Consider the following 23,149-nt stretch of genomic DNA (forward strand, 5'->3'; position numbering starts at 1 on the left):
CACCTGTTGCAACAGCGTCGGCTTGGCCTGAATGGCGGGAGCGGTGATACTTGCGCCCGTCATGTAAAGTCGGAATGAAACGATGCCAGCTGTTCCAGTCTTCAAGTTGTTCGTACCTGTTGCGCTTTCCCTTGTACTTATCGGCTGTGCCGAGGAAGTCGACCCCGATTCACCCGAGGGCAAGCGTCAGGCGCTGTTCAAGCAAATGCTCCATCACAGCGAGCCCATGGGCGGCATGTTCAGCGACCGTCTGCCCTATGATGCAGAAGCCTTTGCTGAGCATGCGCGTCAGCTCGATGCCCTATCGGACGCGCCCTGGGAGCATTTTCCCGAGCCGGGCGATTCAACCCAGCCAACGGATGCCCTGCCGAAAATCTGGTCCGAGCCGCTGGCGTTCTCGCTGCGTGTCGAAGACTTCCAGAACGCCACCGCCATGCTCGCCGCAGCGGTCGAAGACGGCGCCGAAGATCCGGAAGCAGTCCGTGACCCGCTGCGTGCCGTGCAGCAATCCTGCAAGGCCTGTCACGATGATTTCCGCCGTTAGGCGCTGACCTCGGCTCGCTACGTTTTGCAGCGGCTCCCTGTCCTTTGTTTTAAAGCCCCGCTTCTGTCTTCAGTGTTTCCGCCAGATCTGTCTTCTCCCAGGGGAAGGCAGTAAAGGTGTCGCCCTTGACGGTCATTTCTATCGGCGTCCGGCCGAAGTGACCGTAGGCGGCGGTGGCACGGTACATCGGGTGCAGCAGGTCCAGCATGCGGGTAATGGCGTAGGGACGCAGGTCGAAGTGCGCGCGGACCAGCTCAACAATCTTGTCGTCGCTGATCTTGCCGGTGCCGAAGGTGTTGATCGCGACTGATGTCGGCTGCGCTACACCGATGGCGTAGGACACCTGGATTTCGCAGCGATCGGCCAGACCGGCGGCAACAATATTCTTCGCAACATAGCGGCCGGCGTACGCAGCGCTGCGGTCAACCTTGGACGGATCTTTGCCGGAAAACGCGCCGCCACCGTGACGGGCCATGCCGCCGTACGTGTCCACGATGATCTTGCGGCCGGTCAGACCGCAGTCACCCACCGGGCCGCCGATCACGAACTTGCCGGTCGGGTTGATGTGATACTGCGTGTCAGCGTGCAGTAATTCAGCCGGGATCACGTGTTTGACGATGGTTTCCATCACTGCTTCGCGCAGGTCTGCCTGTTCGATCTCCGGGTTGTGCTGGGTCGACAATACGATGGCGTCTATTCCGACAACCTTGCCGTTGTCATAGCGGCAGGTCACCTGGGATTTCGCATCGGGGCGCAACCAGTTCAGCGTGCCGTTCTTGCGTACTTCGGCCTGGCGCTCGACCAGGCGGTGAGCGAAGGTCACTGGCGCGGGCATCAGCACATCAGTCTCGTTGCTGGCGTAGCCGAACATCAGGCCCTGGTCGCCGGCGCCCTGGTCTTCAGGCTTCTGGCGGTCGACGCCCTGGGCGATATCAGGGGACTGCTTGCCAATGATGTTGATCACGCCACAGGTCTCGGCGTCATAGCCGACTTCGGAGGAGGTGTAACCGACGTCCTTGATCACGCTGCGGACCAGATCTTCCAGGTCAACCCAGGCGCTGGTGGTGATTTCGCCACCGACAATGGCCACACCGGTCTTGACCATGGTTTCGCACGCCACCCGGGCGTACTTGTCTTCGCTGATGATGGCATCCAGCACAGCGTCGGAGATCTGATCGGCCAGCTTGTCCGGATGGCCTTCTGAGACGGATTCAGAGGTGAATATCGAGTAGTCGCTCATGGCGCAGTCCTTGGGTTGACGTTATTGTTCAATGAATAGGGTTTGGCAAATTGCTGCACCTGCAGCTGAAAGCCATTGCGCAGGCCAATGTACAGATTGGCGCCTGGTTCCAGCCCGGCGTCGGCAGCCCAGCTGTTGAGGTCTTCCTGATCGAAACCGAACCACAGGTCGCCGCAGGTTTCACGCACCCAACTCTGGTCGTGCCTGCATAGCTCGGTCAGTACCAGGCTACCGCCGGGCTTGAGCAGCGCGGCGAAGCAGCGCAGTGCATCAGCCGGCGCAGGCAGGTGATGCAAGACCATATTGCTGACCAGGCAATCGGCCGGTGGCAGCTCTTGTGGCTCCAGCACATCGGCCAGCAGGCACTCGACATTATCCAGTCCTGCTTCAGCACATTGCTGCCGGGCCCGATCGAGCATCGCCGGGGCGTTATCCAGCCCGAGCACCCGCTCGAAACGACCCGACAGGTCGGGCAAGAAACCGCCTTCACCCGGGCCCACTTCGATCGTTAACGCCCGGGCTGGCAAATCCAGGCTGTCGATCAGGCTGAGTAGCGGCTCGCGGTACATACCGAAATGCGCAATCAGATCCTGCTGCGCCGGGGTGCCATCAGCAAAGCGCGCAAAGAACTGACGCGACACTTCCGCACGCTGCCGGTGCACTGCTGCGATGGCAGCGTCCAGCTGGCTATCCCGCGCCAGCGCGTCGAGCCCGCATAGCAATTGCTCATGCACGGCGCGCCACGGGCTGTCCGCCCTGGGCAGGCTGCGGCGATAAAAAATCGAATTACCCTCACGTCGGGTGCTGACCAATCCCGCGCTCGCCAGCACTTTCAGGTGATGACTCATGCCGGACTGGCGCATATCGAAAATCTGCGCCAGCTCGAGTACGCCAAAGGAGTCATTGCGCAGCACGCGAAGGATATCCAGGCGCAACACATCGCCGGTTGCCTTGCAAAAGGCGGCCAGTGATTCGGTCGGGCTGTCCGGCGCAGCGAGGCGGGCAATCTGGTTCATGGGGCGCAGTGTAGTAGCGCTTCGGAGATAGCGCAATTGCTATATCAAAAGTTTTTGATATAGGTGTTCCGGCGCCGCGGGCCAGTCGCTGCCGCTGTTTTCGGGGTTTTCGTTGTCGCCACGCGCGGTTTGCGCGAAAATGCGCGGCTCAATGACTGGTCGTGCCGTGCGGCCATCTCTTCGTTATGCAAGCCACAGGAGTTTTCCATGCCCAGCCGTCGTGAACGAGCCAATGCCATTCGTGCCCTCAGCATGGATGCTGTGCAGAAAGCCAACAGCGGCCATCCTGGTGCCCCGATGGGCATGGCGGACATAGCCGAAGTGCTATGGCGCGACTACATGAAGCACAACCCGGCCAATCCGGGCTGGGCAGACCGCGACCGCTTTGTGCTGTCCAATGGTCACGGCTCGATGTTGATCTACTCGCTGCTGCACCTGACTGGCTATGACCTGTCTATCGATGACCTGAAAAACTTCCGTCAGCTGCACAGTAGAACACCGGGCCACCCCGAATACGGTTATACGCCGGGCGTCGAAACCACTACCGGCCCGCTGGGGCAGGGTCTGGCCAACGCAGTAGGCTTTGCGCTCGCAGAGAAAATCATGGCTGCGCAGTTCAATCAGCCCGGCCACGACATCGTTGACCACAATACCTATGTATTCATGGGCGATGGCTGCCTGATGGAAGGGATCTCCCACGAGGTCTGCTCACTGGCCGGCACGCTGGGGCTGAACAAGCTGATCGGCTTCTATGACGACAACGGCATTTCCATTGACGGCGAAGTACACGGCTGGTTCACCGACGATACGCCAAAGCGTTTCGAATCCTACGGCTGGCAGGTCATCCGCAACGTCAATGGTCATGATGCAGACGAAATCCGCACGGCTATCGAAACCGCACGCAAGGGCGACAAGCCCACGCTGATCTGTTGCAAGACCATCATCGGCTTTGGCTCGCCCAACAAGCAGGGTAAGGAAGCCTCCCACGGCGCCGCGCTGGGCGATGATGAAATCGCCTTGACCCGTGAGAAGCTTGGCTGGAAACATGGCCCGTTCGACGTCCCCGACGATATCTACGCGGAATGGAATGCCCGGGACGCTGGTGCCAAGGCTGAAGCCGAGTGGGATCAGCGGTTTGCTGCCTACCAGGCGGCGTTCCCTGAACTGGCTGCCGAGTTCCTGCGCCGTATGGCTGGCGAACTGCCGGCTGATTTCGAGCAGAACGCGTCGGCATTCATCCGTGACGTGGCGACCAAGGGCGAGAACATCGCCAGCCGCAAGGCCAGTCAGAACTGCCTGAACGCCTTTGGCCCGCTATTGCCCGAGCTGCTGGGCGGCTCGGCAGATCTCGCCGGTTCCAACCTCACACTCTGGAAAGGCGCCAAACCAGTCGTGAAGGAAGACGCCTCCGGCAACTACATGTACTACGGCGTTCGTGAGTTTGGCATGAGCGCTGTCATGAACGGCGTCGCCCTGCACGGTGGTCTGGTGCCCTACGGCGCGACTTTCCTGATGTTCATGGAATATGCCCGCAACGCGGTGCGCATGTCCGCCCTGATGAAGACACGGGTCATTTATGTATTCACCCATGACTCCATCGGCCTCGGCGAAGACGGCCCGACGCATCAGCCAGTCGAGCAGCTGACCAGCCTGCGCAGCACGCCGAACCTGGATACCTGGCGCCCGGCGGATACTGTCGAGTCCGCGGTTGCCTGGAAATCCGCTGTACAGCGTAAGGATGGCCCAAGCGCGCTCATATTCTCGCGCCAGAATCTGCCGTACCACATTCGCGACAACGAGACCGAGTCTTCCATCGCCCGGGGTGGCTATATACTCAAGGGCTGCGAGGGCGAGCCGGAACTGATGCTGATCGCTACCGGCTCCGAGGTCGGTCTGGCCGTACAGGCCTATGACGAGCTCACCCAGCGCGGGCACAAGGTTCGTGTGGTCTCCATGCCTTGTACCAGCGTGTTCGACCAGCAGGATGCCGAGTACAAGCAGAAGGTGCTGCCGCTGGAAGTCGGCGCACGGATTGCCATCGAGGCCGGGCATGGCGACTTCTGGTACAAGTACGTTGGGCTGGATGGCCGGGTCATCGGCATCAATACCTTCGGCGAGTCTGCTCCGGCGGCTGCATTGTTCGAGGAGTTCGGCTTCACCGTGGAGAATATCCTGCTGGCGGCCGACGAACTGCTGGAAGACTGAAGGTCGAATCGTCAGTTGGAAGCTGGAAGTGAAAAGCGACTGATGCTGCCCGGGTTAAAGGGTTTGCTTCAAGCTTCAAGCTTATGGCTTCTAGCTTTCAACCAGCTTCCAGCTCTTTGGAGCCTTTGAATGCCGATATCTGTACCTTTTCGAGTTGCCATCAACGGCTATGGCCGTATTGGTCGCTGCGTTCTGCGTGCATTGCACGAGCGCGGCGACAACGGCATACAGATTGTTGCCCTGAACGATCTGGCCGACCAGGCCAGCATCGAATATCTCACGCGCTTCGATTCCACCCACGGCCGGTTTCCCGGCGAGGTGCGCGTTGAAGGGGATTGCCTGCATATCAATGGTCACTGTGTGAAGGTGCTCAGTGCGGCGCGCCCGGAAGATATCGACTGGGCGGCGCTGGAAATTGATCTGCTGGTGGAATGTTCCGGTCAGTACACTGAGCGCGCCGACGCCGAGCGGTTCCTGCGAGCCGGTGCGCCGCGGGTGCTGTTCTCGCAGCCGATGGCCAATGCCGAAGCAGTTGACGCAACACTGGTGTACGGGGTTAATCACGAGCAGCTGGATGGCGACATGCGGTTGGTCTCCAATGCGTCCTGCACCACCAATTGCAGTGTCCCGGTGCTCAAACTACTCAACGAGCAGATCGGCGTTGAATTCGGCTCCATTACCACCATTCATTCGGCCATGAATGATCAGCCGGTGATTGATGCGTATCACCACAACGACCTGCGTCGCACCCGTTCTGCGTTCCAGTCAATGATCCCGGTATCAACCGGGCTGGCTCGGGGTATCGAGCGACTGCTGCCGGAACTGGCCGGGCGGATGCAGGCCAAGGCGATTCGCGTCCCGACGCTCAATGTGTCGGCGCTTGATATGACGCTGGAGATGTCCCGCGATACGACTGCAGAGGAGGTCAACGGGTTGCTGCGCAGCGCAGCGGCCGGATCGCTCAAGGGATTGCTGGATTACACTGAACTGCCGCACGCCAGTTGTGATTTCAACCATGATCCGCACTCGGCGGTTGTTGACGGCAGCCAGACCCGGGTATCGGGCCCGCGGATGGTCAATCTGATGGTCTGGTTCGATAACGAATGGGGTTTTGCCAACCGCATGCTGGATGTGGCGGGGTATTGGCTAAGGACGGCTGGCGCTCCGTCACGGGTCAAGGGAACTTGAGGGCAGATTGAGGGTCCGGATACAGCGACCCGCAAAAAGCGGATTGACGCCCTATTCAGCGGTCAGCATGCCCATTCAGGGATTGCGGTTGTTCATTTATCTAACAAGGAGTCACCCATGAGCGTTTTGACCATGAGCGAGCTGGACCTGAAGGACCAGCGTGTATTGATCCGTGAAGATCTCAACGTGCCGGTCAAGGATGGTCGTATCAAGAGCGATGCGCGCATCCAGGCAGCCTTGCCAACTATCCGGCTGGCGCTGGAAAAGGGCGCGGCGGTCATGGTCTGCTCCCACCTGGGTCGCCCTGAAGAAGGTGTGTTCAGCGAAGAGAACAGTCTGGCACCCGTTGCTGAATACCTGAGCAAAGCGTTGGGCCGCGAGGTCCCGCTGGTGCGTGATTATCTGGCTGGCGTCCAGGTTGAGCCGGGCAACGTGGTGCTGCTGGAAAACGTACGCTTCAATAAGGGCGAAAAGAAAAACGATGATGAACTGGCACAGGCCTATGCGGCGCTGTGCGATGTGTTCGTGATGGATGCCTTTGGTACTGCACACCGCGCCCAGGGTTCGACCCACGGCGTCGCCAAGTTCGCTCCGGTTATTTGTGCTGGGCCGCTGCTCTCTGCTGAGCTGGATGCCCTGGCCAAGGCGCTTCTGGAGCCGAAACGCCCCATGGTTGCCATTGTCGCGGGCTCCAAGGTATCCACCAAGCTGGACGTGCTTACCGCACTTTCCGACAAGTGTGATCAGCTGATCGTTGGCGGCGGTATCGCCAATACCTTCCTGGCTGCCGCCGGATACCCGGTAGGCAAATCCTTGTACGAAGCGGATCTGATTGATACTGCCAAGGCTATCGCCGCCAAGGTCAGCGTGCCCTTGCCGGTGGATGTGGTTGTCGCCAAGGCGTTTGCCGAAGATGCCGAGGCCACTATCAAGGCGGTCGAGGATGTTGCCGAGGACGACATGATCCTGGATATCGGTCCGAAGACTGCAGCCCAGTTTGCCGAACTGCTGAAATCATCAGGCACCATCCTGTGGAACGGTCCGGTCGGCGTATTCGAATTCGATCAGTTTGGCGGAGGCACCCGTGTTCTGGCCAAGGCTATTGCTGAAAGCCCGGCATTCTCCATTGCCGGTGGCGGCGACACCCTGGCTGCGATCGACAAGTACGACGTCGCCAAGCAGATTTCCTATATCTCTACCGGTGGCGGCGCTTTCCTCGAGTTTGTCGAAGGCAAGTCCCTGCCTGCTGTTGAAATCCTCGAACAGCGCAAGGCCACGGTCTGATTGCCAGCCGCCGGGGCACGGGGCTGCAGTATTTTTTCAGCCGAACGCAGGTTCGGCACTGCTCCCGGCAACCTTTGCGCCAGTAACTTGCAGCCTGCTGTCCTCTGCGGCAGGCTAGCTACCAGAATTCTGAATATTACTTACCGGAGATAACAGATGGCTCTTATCAGCATGCGTCAGATGCTCGACCACGCCGCCGAATACGGTTACGGCGTGCCAGCATTCAACGTCAACAACCTGGAACAGATGCGCGCGATCCTGGAGGCCGCAAGCAAGACCGATTCGCCGGTTATCGTCCAGGCGTCGGCCGGTGCGCGTAAATATGCCGGTGCACCCTTCCTGCGCCACCTGATCCTCGCCGCAATCGAAGAATTTCCGCATATCCCGGTGTGTATGCACCAGGATCACGGCACCAGCCCGGCCGTATGTCAGCGTTCGATCCAGCTTGGCTTCTCCTCGGTGATGATGGACGGCTCGTTGGGCGAAGATGGCAAGACGCCCACCGATTACGACTACAACGTCAACGTCACGCGCCACACTGTCGACATGGCCCACTCCTGTGGTGTCTCCGTTGAAGGCGAGCTGGGCTGCCTGGGCAGTCTGGAAACCGGGCAGGCAGGCGAGGAAGACGGCATTGGCGCCGAAGGCATTCTCGATCATGCGCAGATGCTCACCGATCCGGAAGAGGCTGCCGATTTCGTCAACAAGACTCACGTGGATGCGCTGGCCATCGCCATCGGCACCAGCCACGGTGCTTACAAGTTCACCCGCCCACCGACAGGCGATATTCTCGCAATCGACCGCATCAAAGCGATCCATGCGCGTATCCCTGACACGCACCTGGTAATGCATGGTTCGTCTTCGGTCCCGCAGGAATGGTTGCAGATCATCAACGAGCACGGCGGCAATATTTCCGAGACCTACGGTGTCCCGGTTGAAGAAATCGTCGAAGGCATCCGTTACGGTGTGCGCAAGGTGAACATCGATACCGATTTGCGCCTGGCATCAACCGGTGCGATCCGCCGCTTTCTGGCAGAAAATCCCAGCGAGTTCGATCCGCGTAAATATCTGGCCAAGACCGTCGAAGCGATGCGCGACATCTGTATCGATCGCTATGAGGCTTTCGGCACTGCCGGTAATGCATCGAAGATCAAGCCGATCTCCCTGGACGACATGCATCAGCGCTACCTCAGCGGTGAGCTGGATCCGAAGATCAACTAACGCCCGTAAGGGGGCGCCCCGGCGCTCCCGACACGCTGTGGAGATTGTCCATGGACCACATTAATGACGACAGTCTCGATGACGATAGCGATGAAGCGATCGCACGTGCGGGCCTGCGGGAAGCTATCGAGAATCAGCTGGCCGACAACAAGCCTGAGGCGGCTCAGGCTACCTTGAACAAGCTGATGCTTGTCGGGTATAGCCGTGAGGACAGTATCGATCTCATGGCCCATGTGCTGGCCTTCCAGATTGGCGAAATGTTTATCGACGATACACCTTTTGATAACGAGGCTTATGAACAGGCCTTGCGGAATCTGCCGGATCTACCCTAACCATCGACGGACCGGCATGTGCCGTCCACTGCCACACGGGCGTGACGGTTATAGACAGGAAGGAATGCATGTCACTGATTTCGGTATTGCGGGTCATTCTGTTTTTTGTTCTGGCGGTAGTGGTAGCAGTGGTGTTGGCTACCCTTGTGCAGACACAGTTCAATCTTTATGAATTGCAGAAGCTGGGCGTGGAGATCCTGCCCGCCGATCGCATCGATTCAAACCTCAAGGATCTGGTCAACTTCACCCCCCTGATGGCAATAATCGTACTGGCGACCTTTATTTGCGCGTTGCCCGTGGCGGAGGGTGTGGCCCGCATCCTCAAGCCCTGGCGGTTGGTGGTGTATTTCCTCGCCGGCGCGGTAGGTCTATGGGTCGCCTTCCAGGCCGTCAACTGGTACGCACCACCCCCTGTATTTATCGCAGCCAACCGCGAATTACCCGGCACATTGTCGATGATGGCAGCGGTCGGTGTCGGCAGCGCCCTGTTCGGCCGATTGGTGCGCCCACGCACGCGCCGGGGCCTCCGGGTACTAGGCTAGTAGTGAGAATCCACGGAGAGCGATGCGATGATCAATAAGCACAAGTATCTGCTAGCAGCTGTTGCAATGGCCGCTTCCCTTGGCGCCCAGGCTGAGGAATATCAGGTTGAGATTGTTGCACGGAATCTCGAGCACCCCTGGTCGCTGGCGTTTCTGCCCGATGGCCGCATGCTGGTAACGGAGCGGGCGGGTCGGCTGCGAGTGATCGAGGCCGATGGTTCCCTGCGTGAGGAGCCGGTTGCCGGTGTCCCCGAGGTTTTTGTGCAAAGCCAGGCAGGTCTGTTCGAAGTCGCCCTGGATCCGGAATATGCGTCCAATGGGCGTTTGTTCCTCAGCTACGCCTGCGGCACCGAAGCGGCCAACAACACCTGTCTCGCGAGTGCGCAATTGCAGGACAACCGCCTGGTCGAGGTAGACGAAATCTTCAGAGCTCAGCCGGCCAAGCGCGGCGGTGCGCACTACGGCGGCCGTCTCGCCTTTCTGCCTGATAACACCCTGGTGCTGGGGCTCGGCGATGCGTTCATTCACCGCGAAGAGGCGCAGAATCCGGCGAATCATCTTGGCTCAACCATCCGGATCAACCGTGATGGGACAGTGCCCGGTAACAACCCCTTCGTGGATTCGCCCGATGCGGCACCCGAGTTGTATACCCTGGGTAACCGCAACGTGCAGGGTATGGTGTACGACACGGCCAACCAGAGATTGATCAGCCATGAGCACGGCGCGAAGGGAGGTGACGAGATCAACCTGCTGGAACCGGGCAATAACTACGGCTGGCCAAAAATCACCTACGGCGTGGATTACAGCGGTGCGGTCATAAGTCCGCATACTGAAGCCGAAGGTCTCGAACAGCCGATACTGCATTGGACCCCATCGATAGCGCCCGCTGGCATGACGCTATATGACGGCGATATGTTCCCGGAATGGAAAGGCAGTTTCCTGGTGTCCGCCCTCGCTGCCAAGCAAGTACGCAGAGTGGTGTTGGATGGGACGGAAGAGGTGGCTCAGGAGCCTTTGTTCATGGAGCTGAACGAACGCATGCGGGATGTTCGAACTGCACCGGACGGTTCCATCTACCTGCTGACAGATGACCCGGAAGGCAAGGTGCTGCGAATCTATCGCGACTAGATCTGGTCTGGCGCAGCGACCTCGCTGCACCCTGATGCGCTACTGCGCTGAGCTTTTTGCCAGTGCGACCACCGAAGGTTGCAGCGTCAGTTGTCCCGGGTGTGCCTTCATCTGGGCCAACTCGGCCGTTTGCTCGATGACTTGATCACGTAAGGCGGCCTCGTTCTGTTGCAGCGTTTCGATCAGTTCGCGCATGGTGCTCAACGCAGATACGGCAGAACTCTGGTTCCGCATGTTCTGATGCTTGAGCCGCATGCAAAGCCAGCCAAGCCCCACCGCAAGCAGAGTGAGACCTACGCTGATCAGTAGAAACGGGTTGCCCAGCTGTACGAATTCAGCCGGCGAAGGATTGGCTATGGGATTGGCTATGGGATCGGCATTGGCAGCTGCCGGCAGGCAGGAAAGGAGCAGCGTAAAAGATATCCAGCTAAGCGGTTTGTTGTTCTCCATAGCGATTCCTTATTCTTCCCTGGCTTGTATTGCTTGAGCTCTGCCTTGAACTATATGGACATTGTGATATCACTTCAACAGCTGAAATGCTTCTGTTTTGCAACCCAGGCGCTTGGCCCTGGGGGTGTAGCGCGCCTGCGCTACGCCAGCATCTCAACCAAAGCCCGCCGGCGGACGACGCCATCGACGCTCTGCTTTGTACAGTGAGTCAGCTTACGCGAGGCAACAGGACCGCGCTGACACGCTGCAAATACGTCCCTGTAAGCTCGGCGATGACGTCCCTGTCATCGAACGATCATTGCAACCCTGTCGCCTCGCTCCGCAATAGAGATTTGTGTTACCGGAGGCGAATTCAGATGGCCGCCTGAGCCGTCTGGGGGTGTAGCGCGCCTGCGCTACGCCAAGCTCCAACCGCACCAAAGCCTGCCGGCGGACGACGCCAACAGCGCTCCGGCGTTCTAAACCCTTCCTCACGCCGACCCGAGATCAAGCCCGCCGGCTGCTAGGGTGAAGCAAGTGTTGAAAACAGGAATGTTTTCACCAAGCCCCCATGGATGGGTTCACGGCGTCTTGCGGAATCCTGGTTGCTGGGGGGCGACTGGCTTAAAACCGGCCATGATTTTTGCAGCGGTCAATCCCCCCTAACCCTCTTTTGCCAAGGGGGGAATCAATCCGCGACTCCTGATTGTTTTGATTGTCTCGGCCGTACCGGTGCGCACATACACACCATAAAATCTCAGTGGATATTTTTGGCAACAAGCTCTAACCCATTAACTCCCCGCACAGCTGCTAGGCTCAATCGTCACGCATGCTTGCTCAGGAGACACGAATGAAAGCGATACAGTTAAAAGCCCCCGGTGGTCCTGACCAGTTACAGCTGGTTGAGCTGGACGATCCGGGTCAACCGGGTCGGGGCGAGATTCGGGTACGTATCCACGCCAGCTCGTTGAACTTTCATGATTATCTGGTGGTGGCAGGCAAGATTCCCAACGATGACAAACGGATTCCCATGGCTGACGCGGCCGGCGTGGTCGAAGCGGTCGGGGAGGGCGTTGAAGAATTCAAAACCGGAGACAGGGTGATCTCGTGTTTCTTTCCCTGGTGGCAGGAAGGCGGACCGGTGGAAGGGTTCGCCAGGGGGGTGCCCGGTGATGGAATGGATGGCTACGCGCGGGAAGTCGCGGTCACACCTGCCACCTGGTTTACCCATGCGCCGACTGGATACAGCCACAGCGAAGCTGCCACGTTACCCACCGCAGGGTTGACTGCGTGGCGGGCGCTGGTGGTGGATGGTGACATCAAGGCTGGCGATACCGTCCTGGTAATGGGTACCGGTGGCGTTTCAATCTGTGCCTTGCAAATGGCCAGGGCGATGGGCGCGCAGGTTATCGCTACGTCCTCGTCCGAGGAAAAAATGCAGCGACTCAAAGCCATGGGTGCGGCGCATGTGCTCAATTACAGGGCCGAGCAGAACTGGGGCGAACAGGTCCGGGAGGTTACTGGCGGACGCGGTGTGGACATCGTTGTCGAGATTGGCGGCCCAGGCTCGCTGCCGCAGTCGATCAAGGCCGTGCGGGTGGGTGGGCACATCGCGCTTATCGGCGTGTTGACCGGTATGGCGGGCGACGTGCCTACCGCCGAACTGATGTATCGGCAGGCACGTATCCAGGGGATTACAGTGGGGAGTCGTCGTCATCAGCTGGACATGGTCCGCGCGCTCGAAAGCATCGAAATGCGCCCGGTAATTGACCGCAGTTTTACGCTGGGTGAGATTGCTGACGCATTCCGTCATCAGGAAAGCGGCAAGCATTTCGGCAAGATTTGCCTCGAATACTGATCGGGCAGGTCTTGAAGCGTCTGACCCGCTCGGCCTCGAGAGCTGGTCAGACAGGGCGGTCAAAGCGGCCAGACGACCAGCAGCATCGGCACGCTGATCAGCACAACGAGTATTTCGAGCGGTAATCCCATCCGCCAGTAATCACCAAAGCGGAAGCCACCCGGCCCCAGAATCAGTGTGTTGTTCTGATGGCCTATCGGCGTTACAAAGGCGCAGGAAGCGCCAATCGCCACGGCCATCAGCAGGCTGTCAGGGTTGACCTGCAATTGCTGGGCGATACTCAGAGAGATGGGACACATCACCGCGGCGGTAGCGGCGTTGTTCATGAAGCCGGACAGCGTCATGGTGATGACCAGAATAAGCGTCAACGCGGCGACGGAATTGCCCTGCGCCAGATAGTCGAGCATGGTCTTGGCCAGAAGATCAGCCGCGCCGGTTTCGGCCATGGCGCCAGCCAGCGGAAACAGCGCCCCCAGCAATACGATGATGGGCCAGTCCACGGCATCATAGATGCGCTTAAGCGGAACAACCTTGGTCAGCATGTAGCCCAGCACGCCGGCAGCAAAGGCGATCTCCGCCGGCAGGATGCCGAACGCAGCCAGAAGCACCGACCCCACCATCAGCCCGATTGCGGTATACGCCTTGCGCGTATTGGGAATGAGAATTTCCCGCTGGGCCAAGGGTATGCAGTGATGCTCGGTGGCGAAGCTGCGCGTTGATTCTGGGCGACCTTGCATCAGGAGCACATCGCCGGCCTCGAGCATGGTCGAGCGCAAGCGGCGAATTGATCGGTGACCCTTTCGCGAGATGGCAAGCAGATTGATGCTGTATCGGCTGCGGATCTGCATGTCCGAAGCGCTGTGTCCGATCAGCGGCGAGCCTGGCTGAATCACCAGCTCCTGCAGGGCAATCTCGTCGCTATGGCTGCGAGGCTTGGTATCTTCGCTGTTCTGCTCGCCAGCATCCGGGTCGACCTCGTCAGTGTTGGAGGCAATAGCGGGTGTAACAGCCGCGACAGGAGGGGGGCTGGTTACTGGAGCCTCATCAGCCCGGTCATCTGCTTCGGTGGCTTCATTTTCGGAGGCTTCGGCAGCGGTGGGCACTTCTTCCTCAAGCTTCAAGCCAAGGCGCGTGAGCGTGGCTCCGAGCTCTTCCGGCTCCGCTTCGATGACGAGAATGTCACCAGCGCGCAGCATGCGACCGGGGTAGGGTGCAGTCACGCGGTAATCGTCTCGCACCAGGCCAACGATCTGAGCGTCGAACTCATCCAGACGCGCTTCGATGTCGCGGATGGTTCGTCCTACAGCTTTGGCGTCTGCACTGATCTTCACTTCTGTCAGATAGGTGCCGGTATCGAAGCCTTGTTCGTTGGCTTGCGTGCGAGCAGGCACCAGCCATCGTGCAGCCAGAACGGAAAATATCACCCCGCACAGTGCGACCGTAACGCCAACGGGTGCGAAGTCGAACATGGCGAAGCTACTATTGTCAGTGGACTCGCGAAAGCCGGCCACAATCAGGTTGGGGGGCGTTCCTATCAGCGTGGTCATGCCGCCGAGGATGGTTCCGAAAGCCAGCGGCATGAGGATTTTGCCGGGTGCTATATTCTGCCGGGCAGCCAGCTGAATGGCGATTGGCATGGTCAGCGCCATCGCCCCGACATTATTCATGAAAGCGGAAAGCGAAGCGCCAAGCAGGACCAGTGCGGCCTGGCTGACCAGCGGGTTTCCCCGTTTAGGCAGGATCCGCTGCGCCATGGCCTCAACCGCGCCGGTGCTTTGCAAGCCATAGCTGAGCACCAGTACCGCTGCGACGGTGATCACAGCCGGATTGCCAAAGCCACTGAAGGCCCCTGCGCTGGGCGTCAGCCCGGTGATAACGCAGGCCAGTAATGCTGCCAGAGCGACGACGTCATGGCGCCAGCGACCCCAGATGAACAGGCAAATGGTGATGCCAAGGATCGCGAAAATCAGCGCCTGATCTGTGGTCACTTATATTTCCCGCTCAAGTTGAGAATAATCAGAACAGCCGCACCTTGAACCGTCGTCCTTTGATTTTGCCTTCCTCCAGACGCTCCAAGGCCGTTTTGGCCAGATCCCAGCGGATCGCTACCAGCGCTTGAAAATCACTGATGCTGATCTTGCCGATAGCGTCGGCGGGCAAACCGGCTTCTCCAGTGAGTGCGCCGAGAAGATCGCCCGGGCGCAGCTTGTCCTTTCTACCGCCCGCAACAGCCACGGTGCGCATTGGCGGCAATAAGGGGCGGTCCAGTCGCTCGGGAAGCTTGTCCAACGAATGCCAGGCCAGCGGTTCACCGATGTTGTTCTCGATGGAGCGGGCGCGTCCCTGTTCCGCAGGGGCCACCAGACTAAGGGCCAGGCCTGACTGACCGGCACGGCCGCTGCGGCCGATGCGGTGGGTATGCACCGCCGGATCGGGGGACAACTCGACATTGATGACGGCCGCCACGCCTTCGATATCGATACCTCGTGCGGCAACATCCGTTGCAACCAGCACGCTGCAGCTTTGATTGGCGAACAGGGCCAGTACCTGATCCCGTTCGCGCTGCTCCATATCGCCGTGCAGAGCCTGCGCGCTGACGCCATTGGAGGAGAGTATCTGCTGCAGCTCCTGGCATTGCTGACGGGTGTGGCAGAAAGCAATGCACGGCTGTGGACGATCCTGCGCGAGCAGACGCAGCACTGCCTGTAGGCGATCCTGCGGCTGGACCTCGTAGAAGCGCTGGACAATCGGGTTTGCCGGATTCGCGTCTTCGATGGTTACGGTTTCTGGATCCCGCATAAAGCGCCCGGCCAGCGCTTCGATCCCGGGTGGGTAGGTAGCAGAAAACAGCAATGTCTGTCGACGCTGCGGCGTCTTGTTGATGATCTCGCTGATTGGCTCGAGAAAGCCCATATCCAGCATGCGGTCGGCTTCATCGAGTACCAGGCAGTTCAGATCGTCGAGGGTCAGCGTACCGCGGTCCAGATGATCCTTGATTCGTCCCGGTGTGCCCACTATGACGTGCGCACCCTGCTCCAGTGACGCGGCTTGCGGGCCGAACGGCGTACCGCCACAGAGAGTGATTATCTTGATATTGGACAAGCCGCGCGCAAGCGTGCGCAGCGCGGTGGCGGTCTGGCCTGCCAACTCACGAGTCGGACACAGAACCAGCGCCTGGCAGCCAAAGAATGCGGGATTCAGAGGCGTCAGCAGGCCGATTCCGAAGGCAGCGGTCTTGCCGCTACCGGTTCTCGAACGCGCAATAAGATCTCTGCCGGACAAGATGATTGGCAAAGCTTGTTGCTGAACGGGTGTCATGTGCTCGTAGCCGAGGTGGTCGAGCGTCGCGAGCAGGGCAGGGGGGAGAGACAGCGTGGAAAAGGAACTGGAGTTCACGGATCAATGACCTGCTGGAAAAGGCAGGTCAGTGTAGCAGACCCCGGGTCGGCAAACCGAACAGGCTTAGCGCCGGATCCGTGACTTCCGAAAGCCGCCATGCGTTAGGAATGAGCCGGTATCGCCAACCAGCCAGAATCGCGTTGCCCGGTAGAACGCCTGCATTGCTGAAACGTGGTAGCCGCGGGCTTTGTGATACGCCCATTTCCAGCCGTGTCGTGAACTGTCCATAGTAATGTCGCTCTTTCAGGTTGGTACTGTCGATCCATTGACAGTAATGATGCTCTGAAGTTTACATGGGCTGTATTTTTGACGTAATAGCCAGAGGCCGCTATCTACCAAAATTTTGAGGCAGGTCTCAAATTCTGGTACTAACGGTGGACCGATGTCCTGTTGCGCCCCCCTTCCTTGGAGCGATAAAGGGCTTTGTCAGCGCGCTCAATCAGCTGAGTATGCTTCTGGAGGTCCGGCTCGATACAGGCAACACCGAGGCTTACGGTAAAGGAGAGCGCGGTGCCTTCATGAGCGATTTGCAGGCGTTCGATCCCCTGGCGGAGCCGCTCGGCAAACTGGGCAGCGCCGTCCAGGCTGGTGTCCGGTAACAGGACTACGAATTCCTCACCACCATAGCGGCCGGCAAAATCCGTCTCTCGAGCCAGCTGGTGGGTAATCCGTGCGACTTCGCGGATCACCTCATCACCAAGCTGATGGCCATAGGTGTCATTGACCGCCTTGAAATGGTCGATATCAAACATCACCAGGCTGACCGGCGATTGGTAGCGCAGGTGTCTTGCAAATTCATGCTCCAGGCATTGCTCCCAGTGGCGACGGTTGAGCAATCCGGTGAGACCGTCGCGCAACGCCAGTTCCTGCAGCTGATTATTGGCAGACTCGAGCTGGCGCTTGTTCACCGCAACATTGGTCACATCGTAGATGATCAGGCAGACGTGGTCGATTTCACTGTTGGGGCTGCGCAACGGCAGAATGGTCACGTTCTGGTACATCTCGTCCGCCAGGCCGGTGATCGGCTGGTAACTCTTGAACCGGAACAGGTTGGGCCGTTGTTCCCAGATGGTGAAGGCTCTGGTGCCCAGCATAACGGCCGTTTCAACCTTGCGGGTAAACCACTCCTGCTCAATTTCCGGAAACAGGCCGAACAGCGATTGATGCGAAACCGTCTCTGCGCTCATGCCCGAGTGGTTTTCCATGAAGCTGTTCCATACCTCGATACGGTATTGGCGGTCCAGCACCACCACACCAACGTCGATGCTCTGAACGATATCCAGCAGCCAGTGGAGTTCGTCAATATCAAATTGAGCGGGCATTGGCTCGTCCTTGTCCTGAGGGTTACCCATCAATCAAGAAATCCAGCTGTTTCTGTAGCCGCGGAACCGAATCTTCAGTGAACAACAGCATCAGATCGAAATGGATATCAAGATCCTCGAGGCCGTAGCTTATTTCTACCGCGAGGGTGCGTTTCCAGCGCCGCTGGTTGATGCGGATGAGCTCCTCGATCGGACAATGCTGGCCGAGCACCAGCGGGTGGCCCTGGGACAGATTAATCATGAGTTGCTCGGAGAGGCCATTCAGACAAGCGCCAATGATAATGCTCGCCAGGTCCAGCAGCATTTCCAGCCTGGCGCTCTCGTCGAGGTGCGTTTTGAGCAGATTGGCGACGCTGTCAATTTCCGCGTCATGAAATATCAGCAGCGCCTCGCCAGCCACACCACCGCCAATATAGCCCTGGCAAATCGCGGTGAGACGTTCGCCACGCTGGGCATCGGCGAGCGCCATATGCAGCTCACCCACTTCGAGGATATTGACGTTCGGGATCGGCAGTTTGATGAAGACGTCAAGCACACGGCCAAGGAGCTCGGCGGCGCGACCCATCGCAACGTTGGCAACCTCGCGAAACGCATCGCGGAACGGAACACCAGGAAGACAGGCAGCATGTTGGGATGACGATTGCCTGACCGAACATACCGGAATAGTGATATCCAGCGCGCCCAGGGCTGCGCTCAACTGGAGCGGATCGGCAGGCTTCTTGATGAAGGCGCTTGCACCGAGCGCCTTGGCCCGACGTATCGCTTCAGCCTGTACGTCACCCGACACCACGACTACGTGGCACTGCAGTCTTTCCTCCTGAAGCTGAGCCAGCACACCAAAGCCGTCCAGTTCCGGCATCGTCAGATCCAGCAGAACAACGTCGCCTTGCCCGTTGCGTATCGCTTCCAACCCCTCAAGGCCGTTCGTCGCCTGGGTGATCTGAAACAGACCGTCAGCGGGTAGGGCTCGAATCAGCTGCTTGCGAGCCATGGCGGAGTCGTCGCACACGAGCAGTTGTAGAGGGCGGGCGCTCACGCTGATCCTGCGGGCAGGTCGGACTGGGTTATGTGCATTGTTTCATCCATGGGTAATGCAGTGAGTCAAATGGCCATCATGGCGTGTTCGTATACTAGCAATCAAAACAACATAACGCAGCAGTACATTGAGCTAGTTTTATCTCAGCCATGAGCACAGCGAAACAGCGAATGTATCCTCTCTGACCAATGGCGGGACGGCCGTGCCTGCGAGGCGCGGGTTGCCAGGCCCGTCAGGGCTGGGTACGGTAGTTCGTGGTCACCAACAGGGCGCAACGGGTAGTAAAAAATCAAGGGCATGTTTCGCCCGTAGGCATTATGAAGCGCAGCTATCCGCGGCTGGCTCAGTCATGCTCACCCGAAAAGGGGATTGCTGCGAAAATCCAGGGTTACTACTGTGCCCGCTGACCTTCATACGGCCCGACAGGTGTCCAGAGGCAGAATAATAATGAACCGGCTTGACCTGTCCATTGCGAAAAAACCGTTTGATGATGCGTCGGCAGTTGCCTCCGCTGTGCCACTGGCGTGCAGGATCATGCTGGCCGCGTTGTCCGGTGCGCTGCTGTGTATTCCCTGGCTGATACCCCATCTTTACTGGACTGCCTGGCTCGGCTGGGTGCCTTTGCTGTTTGCGCTGGACGGTACGCGACTGCCGACAGCGACGATGCTTGGCTGGGTCGCCGGTACGGTGTGCTTCGCCGGTGCCAGTAACTGGATGGTCGAGTTTGCTATCAATCTGAAGGCGCTTTCGTTCCCGCTTAGTCTCGGCCTGGCGACTATCTTCTGGTTGTACGCTGGTTTATCGGTGGGCCTGGCCTGTCTGGTATATCGATGGCTTGCTCGCGCGCTGCCGGGGTTTGAGGTGCTGACCTTCACCTTCAGTATTCTCGCAATCATGGCATTCTATCCACTGTTGTTCGAAGCGCGTTTTGCTGAGGCGCAGACGCAGTTCCTGCCTGGATTGCAGGGCGTTGACCTGGTCGGTGCGCAAGGAATGGATGCGATCATGCTCATGGTCAGTGGATTGGTGTTCCATGTATTGCGGCGGAGCCCGATTCGGAGCGCGGGTAATCGAGCAGTCAATATAGGCGCGGCTATATCGGTGTTCGTCTGGTTCATATACGGATTCGCCAGTCTGCAGGCATGGGATGAGCGTACTGCCGAATGGGAAACGCGTCGGGTAGGGCTGGTACAGCCCAATGACGCAGTCACGCTGGACCTGCCGAAGCCGGCGCCCGGTTTCAGTCTTGAGTCTCCGGAGGAAATGCTGGCGACCGAGCGGCTGATAAAAGGCGGTGCTACCTGGGTTGCCTGGCCTGAAGCGCGTTATAAAGGCTATTTCGAGAATTACAGCGTTCGATACGGTTACGCTCAACGATTAAGCGAGTCCGGTGTTCCGCTGGTTTTCCATGACGTTGAGAATCGCTGGATCGACGGTGAAAGGCAAAGCTTCAACTCGGTGGCCTTCCTTGGTCAGGACGGCGAGTTGGCCGATACCTACCGCAAGGTTCAGCGTATGCCGTTCGGCGAGTACTTGCCGGCGTTTTTCCACCTGCCCGGCCTGAGAACCATAAGCAATCTGTTTCTTGGCGAGTTTCTCCGTGAATTGTCTGCCGGGGATAGACATGCCTATTTCAACGTGGGAGGCATGCAGGTAGTGCCAAAAGTGTGTTTCGAAACGGCATTCCCGGAATTTGTGGCTGATTCGGTCGGAGCCGATGGAGAAGGCAAGGTGCTGTTGTTTCTTTCACAGGACAACTGGTTTGGCGAGACGACCCAGCCGTTCCAGCACCGCGCCATGTCGATTGTACGTGGAGTGGAGAACCGGGTTCCGATGATTCATCTCATCAACAACGGGCCCTCCGTCGTATCGAGTCCCAACGGTCGGATTATCGCGAGCTCGCGCGCGTTTTCCCGGGCGGAAATGCTGGTCGATATACCCTTCTCGACCGAGTCCGGCGGAAGCTTCTACAGCCGTCACCCGCATTTGTTTGGCACCTTGGTGTACGTCGTGCTCGGTTTGCTGGTTACCGCGGTGTTAGCGATCCGGCGCCGACGTTACACCACGAGCCCGGCGCTATAGCCGGATGACCAGGCCCACTGAAAATTGAATCCGCCCAGGTGTCCGGTTACGTCAAGCACCTCACCAATAAAGAACAGTCCTGGCTGCTGTTTCGCTTCCATGGTTTTTGAGCTGATCGCGTCGGTATCTACCCCGCCAAGGGTCACTTCAGCGGTGCGATAACCTTCGCTCGCCGAGGGTTTGAGCCGCCAGCCGTTGAGCTGTTCTCCTATGCGACTCAGTTGCTTGTCGCTGAACTCCGCCAGTGCGGTATCGTCGTGCTCGGGCCACCATTTCTGCTGCAGTTCTGCGATCAATCCCTTTGCCAGGTGCTGTCCGAGGATCGTGCGGAGGCGACTTTTTCCGTTGGATTGCTTTGATTCCAGTAGCCACTTCGGCGCATCGATGCCGGGTAGCAAGTCGATCGAGATATCATCACCCGGGTACCAGTAGTTGGAAATCTGCAGTACCGCCGGTCCACTGATTCCACGGTGAGTGAAGAGCATATTCTCGGTGAATGACTGGCCGTTACAGCTGATGGTTACTTCAACAGCCAGACCGGAGAGGCGTTCGCAGAGCTGTTTCATCGTGTCACTGAACATCAGCGGCACCAGTCCGGCACGGCGTTCAGTCAAGGGAAGACCGAACTGCCGCGCGATTTCATAACCCAGCCCGCTGCCCCCCAGCGTGGGGATCGACAGTGCACCGGTCGCCACAACCAGTGATTCACACTCCAGGGTGCGGACGATGGCAGCCTGCTGCAGGCCCACGCGATAGCGTGATTTGCCGGTGGTGATAGCCTCGATCCGGTTGATCTCGCAGTGACTACGGATTTGCGCGCCGGCCCACTCGCATTCGGCGAGCAGCATGGCGACGATCTCCTTCGCCGACTCCTTGCAGAACAGCTGACTGTGTTTGCGTTCTTCGTAGCTGATGCCATGTCGCTCGACCAGCTCGATGAAGTCCCATTGGGTATAGCGTCTGAGAGCTGACTTGCAGAAATGCGGGTTGGCAGAGATGAAATTGTCCGGTTCGACCAACTGATTGGTGAAGTTGCAGCGGCCGCCGCCGGACATCAGGATCTTCTTGCCTATCTTGTTGGCCCGCTCGAGAACCAGCACACGGCGTCCGCGCTGTGCAGCGGTAAAGGCACAGAGCAATCCGGATGCTCCGGCGCCGAGAATGATTACGTCAAAATGCTCGCTTTTGGCCGACACGGGTAAATCCATCAGAACGGGGCGCAGCAGTGTATCAAACAGGCGGGAAGGGTAGGTGACTGCTAATCAATGGCGGCTGGCCGGTTAACCCGGACCCGGTTGTTGGTGTCGCGGCTTTCGCGGATCAAGGCATCGTTTCCCATGCCCGCCGAGGATTTGGCGAGGCGGTCGTACAGCAGCACATTGACCGTGGCAGCGAGATTCATGCATCCAACAGTCGAGACATAAACCACGTGATCCGCCCGATCAACCAATGCCTGGCTGAGACTGCCGTCCTCTGGTCCGAACACATACAGCGCTTGCTCGGGGTGCCTGAATGCAGGCAGTGCAGTAGCGCCTTCGACCAGTTCCACGCACACCACGCTGGTGCCCGCCGGCAAATCGTCAAGTACGTCGTTCACACTGATCAACGGAATGCGTTGGCTGACGCCCTGGGTATCGGTATGAAATCGCGCCGCTCTCGCATAACGCATGCCGGTGTAACGGACAGAGTCAACGCGGTAGCATCCCGCAGCGCGCATCACAGCTCCAACGTTGCTCGGGCTCTTCGGATCGATCAGGCCAATGCTGGCGCAAGGTTGGGGCATGTGAAATCGACTATGCTTGGCAATGAAGGTTTTGCCCGTTAGGGGTATAGTGCGGGCTGAATTCTACCATGGGAATACGATGAAAATTCTTGTTCGCAATCTTGCTCGCAACACCACCGAAGCGGAACTGCGCAATCTGTTCGAGGCGCACGGAATCGTGACGGCCTGTGATCTGGTCCTTGATCAGCAAACCGGCAAGTCGAAGGGCTTCGGCTTTGTCGAAATGCCACACCCGTCAGATGCCAAGGTTGCCATCAAAAGTTTGAACGGCATGGATGTAGCGGGAAGCCGTATCCGCGTAAAACTGGATGAATCGACCAGTGCCTGACCAGACAAGTAACGATCCATTGCATGGCGTGACGCTGAAACAGGTGCTGACCTCATTGGTCGACACCTACGGTTGGGAAGAGTTGGGAAGCCGCATCCCGATCCGTTGTTTCCAGGTCGATCCAAGCGTGAATTCCAGCCTGAAATTCTTGCGGATGACCCCTTGGGCCCGCCAGAAAGTCGAGGCGTTATATCTGGCTTCCCGGCGCTGAA

Annotated in this window: 21 protein-coding genes; 12 read left to right on the forward strand and 9 right to left on the reverse strand. The window is 58.7% G+C overall.

The window, feature by feature from the left end; translation table 11 throughout:
* Positions 1-82: 82 nt before the first annotated feature.
* Positions 83-544, forward strand: coding sequence for a c-type cytochrome (locus FZE95_RS07445; protein ID WP_150300227.1), 462 nt, complete (start codon positions 83-85; stop codon positions 542-544).
* 49 nt (positions 545-593) lie between these two features.
* Here FZE95_RS07445 and metK read toward each other — a convergent pair whose 3' ends face one another.
* Together metK and FZE95_RS07455 are read right to left on the reverse strand one after the other, a co-directional pair.
* A complete protein-coding gene (metK, locus tag FZE95_RS07450; protein ID WP_150300228.1) occupies positions 594-1,784 on the reverse strand; it encodes a methionine adenosyltransferase in 1,191 nt (396 codons plus the stop codon).
* Complete coding sequence (locus FZE95_RS07455; protein ID WP_150300229.1) at positions 1,781-2,800, reverse strand: ArsR/SmtB family transcription factor; 1,020 nt, start codon at positions 2,798-2,800, stop codon at positions 1,781-1,783. Before FZE95_RS07455 ends, metK begins: the two co-directional genes overlap by 4 nt.
* A gap of 207 nt (positions 2,801-3,007) precedes the next feature.
* Between FZE95_RS07455 and tkt the strand changes: the two genes are divergently transcribed.
* The 7 genes from tkt (at position 3,008) to FZE95_RS07490 (ending at position 10,700) form a co-directional block, all read left to right on the forward strand.
* The gene (gene tkt, locus FZE95_RS07460; RefSeq protein WP_150300230.1) at positions 3,008-5,005 is read left to right on the forward strand and encodes a transketolase; all 1,998 of its coding nucleotides are present in this window, start codon (positions 3,008-3,010) and stop codon (positions 5,003-5,005) included.
* Positions 5,006-5,134: 129 nt separating this feature from the next.
* The gene (gene epd, locus FZE95_RS07465) at positions 5,135-6,193 is read left to right on the forward strand and encodes an erythrose-4-phosphate dehydrogenase (RefSeq protein ID WP_150300231.1); all 1,059 of its coding nucleotides are present in this window, start codon (positions 5,135-5,137) and stop codon (positions 6,191-6,193) included.
* Positions 6,194-6,310: 117 nt separating this feature from the next.
* Entirely contained in the window at positions 6,311-7,477 is a 1,167-nt protein-coding gene (locus FZE95_RS07470; protein WP_150300232.1) for a phosphoglycerate kinase, read from the forward strand.
* A 156-nt stretch (positions 7,478-7,633) separates the two neighbouring features.
* Complete coding sequence (fba, locus tag FZE95_RS07475; RefSeq protein WP_150300233.1) at positions 7,634-8,698, forward strand: class II fructose-bisphosphate aldolase; 1,065 nt, start codon at positions 7,634-7,636, stop codon at positions 8,696-8,698.
* Positions 8,699-8,748: 50 nt separating this feature from the next.
* Positions 8,749-9,030 carry a hypothetical protein gene (locus tag FZE95_RS07480; RefSeq protein WP_150300234.1) on the forward strand — a complete coding sequence of 94 codons (282 nt, stop codon included), beginning with the start codon at positions 8,749-8,751 and terminating at the stop codon, positions 9,028-9,030.
* 68 nt (positions 9,031-9,098) lie between these two features.
* On the forward strand, positions 9,099-9,572 hold the full coding sequence (locus tag FZE95_RS07485) for a hypothetical protein (RefSeq protein ID WP_150300235.1): 474 nt from the start codon (positions 9,099-9,101) through the stop codon (positions 9,570-9,572).
* Positions 9,573-9,599: 27 nt separating this feature from the next.
* On the forward strand, positions 9,600-10,700 hold the full coding sequence (locus FZE95_RS07490) for a PQQ-dependent sugar dehydrogenase (RefSeq protein ID WP_150300236.1): 1,101 nt from the start codon (positions 9,600-9,602) through the stop codon (positions 10,698-10,700).
* Between the two features lie 39 nt (positions 10,701-10,739).
* On the opposite strand, the gene FZE95_RS07495 is transcribed toward FZE95_RS07490, so the two are convergent.
* A complete protein-coding gene (locus FZE95_RS07495) occupies positions 10,740-11,150 on the reverse strand; it encodes a hypothetical protein (RefSeq protein WP_150300237.1) in 411 nt (136 codons plus the stop codon).
* Positions 11,151-11,979: 829 nt separating this feature from the next.
* Between FZE95_RS07495 and FZE95_RS07500 the strand changes: the two genes are divergently transcribed.
* Positions 11,980-12,987 (forward strand): zinc-dependent alcohol dehydrogenase family protein, encoded by a 1,008-nt coding sequence (locus FZE95_RS07500; RefSeq protein WP_150300238.1) that lies wholly within the window; start codon positions 11,980-11,982, stop codon positions 12,985-12,987.
* A gap of 59 nt (positions 12,988-13,046) precedes the next feature.
* On the opposite strand, the gene FZE95_RS07505 is transcribed toward FZE95_RS07500, so the two are convergent.
* From FZE95_RS07505 to FZE95_RS07520, 4 genes are all read right to left on the reverse strand, one after another.
* Complete coding sequence (locus tag FZE95_RS07505) at positions 13,047-14,975, reverse strand: SLC13 family permease (RefSeq protein ID WP_150300239.1); 1,929 nt, start codon at positions 14,973-14,975, stop codon at positions 13,047-13,049.
* Between the two features lie 28 nt (positions 14,976-15,003).
* A complete protein-coding gene (gene dbpA / locus FZE95_RS07510) occupies positions 15,004-16,383 on the reverse strand; it encodes an ATP-dependent RNA helicase DbpA (protein WP_150300240.1) in 1,380 nt (459 codons plus the stop codon).
* 371 nt (positions 16,384-16,754) lie between these two features.
* Positions 16,755-17,708, reverse strand: a complete 954-nt coding sequence (locus FZE95_RS07515; RefSeq protein ID WP_150300241.1) for a sensor domain-containing diguanylate cyclase — start codon at positions 17,706-17,708, stop codon at positions 16,755-16,757.
* Between the two features lie 22 nt (positions 17,709-17,730).
* Complete coding sequence (locus FZE95_RS07520) at positions 17,731-18,744, reverse strand: response regulator (protein WP_223824996.1); 1,014 nt, start codon at positions 18,742-18,744, stop codon at positions 17,731-17,733.
* A gap of 447 nt (positions 18,745-19,191) precedes the next feature.
* Here FZE95_RS07520 and lnt point away from each other — a divergent pair, with 447 nt between their 5' ends.
* Entirely contained in the window at positions 19,192-20,826 is a 1,635-nt protein-coding gene (lnt, locus tag FZE95_RS07525; protein ID WP_150300242.1) for an apolipoprotein N-acyltransferase, read from the forward strand.
* On the opposite strand, the gene FZE95_RS07530 is transcribed toward lnt, so the two are convergent.
* Positions 20,802-22,022, reverse strand: coding sequence for a BaiN/RdsA family NAD(P)/FAD-dependent oxidoreductase (locus tag FZE95_RS07530; protein WP_223824997.1), 1,221 nt, complete (start codon positions 22,020-22,022; stop codon positions 20,802-20,804). The genes lnt and FZE95_RS07530 overlap by 25 nt on opposite strands.
* A gap of 62 nt (positions 22,023-22,084) precedes the next feature.
* On the reverse strand, positions 22,085-22,609 hold the full coding sequence (locus FZE95_RS07535) for an RNA methyltransferase (protein ID WP_150300244.1): 525 nt from the start codon (positions 22,607-22,609) through the stop codon (positions 22,085-22,087).
* A 79-nt stretch (positions 22,610-22,688) separates the two neighbouring features.
* On the opposite strand from FZE95_RS07535, the gene FZE95_RS07540 reads away from it, so the two are divergent.
* Together FZE95_RS07540 and FZE95_RS07545 are read left to right on the forward strand one after the other, a co-directional pair.
* A complete protein-coding gene (locus tag FZE95_RS07540) occupies positions 22,689-22,937 on the forward strand; it encodes an RNA recognition motif domain-containing protein (protein WP_150300245.1) in 249 nt (82 codons plus the stop codon).
* Positions 22,918-23,148 (forward strand): VF530 family protein, encoded by a 231-nt coding sequence (locus FZE95_RS07545; protein ID WP_150300246.1) that lies wholly within the window; start codon positions 22,918-22,920, stop codon positions 23,146-23,148. Before FZE95_RS07540 ends, FZE95_RS07545 begins: the two co-directional genes overlap by 20 nt.
* The last annotated feature ends 1 nt before the right edge of the window (position 23,149 follow it).

Origin of the sequence: Pseudomonas profundi (assembly GCF_008638305.1) — a bacterium.
Taxonomy (GTDB): Bacteria; Pseudomonadota; Gammaproteobacteria; order Pseudomonadales; family Pseudomonadaceae; genus Halopseudomonas; species Halopseudomonas profundi.

Bases quoted from the DNA above. Each gene is read 5' to 3' on its own strand.
- FZE95_RS07445 (WP_150300227.1), top strand. From the start codon at position 83: ATGCCAGCTGTTCCAGTCTTCAAGTTGTTCGTACCTGTTGCGCTTTCC.
- metK (WP_150300228.1), bottom strand. From the start codon at position 1,784: ATGAGCGACTACTCGATATTCACCTCTGAATCCGTCTCAGAAGGCCAT.
- FZE95_RS07455 (WP_150300229.1), bottom strand. From the start codon at position 2,800: ATGAACCAGATTGCCCGCCTCGCTGCGCCGGACAGCCCGACCGAATCA.
- tkt (WP_150300230.1), top strand. From the start codon at position 3,008: ATGCCCAGCCGTCGTGAACGAGCCAATGCCATTCGTGCCCTCAGCATG.
- epd (WP_150300231.1), top strand. From the start codon at position 5,135: ATGCCGATATCTGTACCTTTTCGAGTTGCCATCAACGGCTATGGCCGT.
- FZE95_RS07470 (WP_150300232.1), top strand. From the start codon at position 6,311: ATGAGCGTTTTGACCATGAGCGAGCTGGACCTGAAGGACCAGCGTGTA.
- fba (WP_150300233.1), top strand. From the start codon at position 7,634: ATGGCTCTTATCAGCATGCGTCAGATGCTCGACCACGCCGCCGAATAC.
- FZE95_RS07480 (WP_150300234.1), top strand. From the start codon at position 8,749: ATGGACCACATTAATGACGACAGTCTCGATGACGATAGCGATGAAGCG.
- FZE95_RS07485 (WP_150300235.1), top strand. From the start codon at position 9,099: ATGTCACTGATTTCGGTATTGCGGGTCATTCTGTTTTTTGTTCTGGCG.
- FZE95_RS07490 (WP_150300236.1), top strand. From the start codon at position 9,600: ATGATCAATAAGCACAAGTATCTGCTAGCAGCTGTTGCAATGGCCGCT.
- FZE95_RS07495 (WP_150300237.1), bottom strand. From the start codon at position 11,150: ATGGAGAACAACAAACCGCTTAGCTGGATATCTTTTACGCTGCTCCTT.
- FZE95_RS07500 (WP_150300238.1), top strand. From the start codon at position 11,980: ATGAAAGCGATACAGTTAAAAGCCCCCGGTGGTCCTGACCAGTTACAG.
- FZE95_RS07515 (WP_150300241.1), bottom strand. From the start codon at position 17,708: ATGCCCGCTCAATTTGATATTGACGAACTCCACTGGCTGCTGGATATC.
- lnt (WP_150300242.1), top strand. From the start codon at position 19,192: ATGAACCGGCTTGACCTGTCCATTGCGAAAAAACCGTTTGATGATGCG.
- FZE95_RS07535 (WP_150300244.1), bottom strand. From the start codon at position 22,609: ATGCCCCAACCTTGCGCCAGCATTGGCCTGATCGATCCGAAGAGCCCG.
- FZE95_RS07540 (WP_150300245.1), top strand. From the start codon at position 22,689: ATGAAAATTCTTGTTCGCAATCTTGCTCGCAACACCACCGAAGCGGAA.
- FZE95_RS07545 (WP_150300246.1), top strand. From the start codon at position 22,918: ATGAATCGACCAGTGCCTGACCAGACAAGTAACGATCCATTGCATGGC.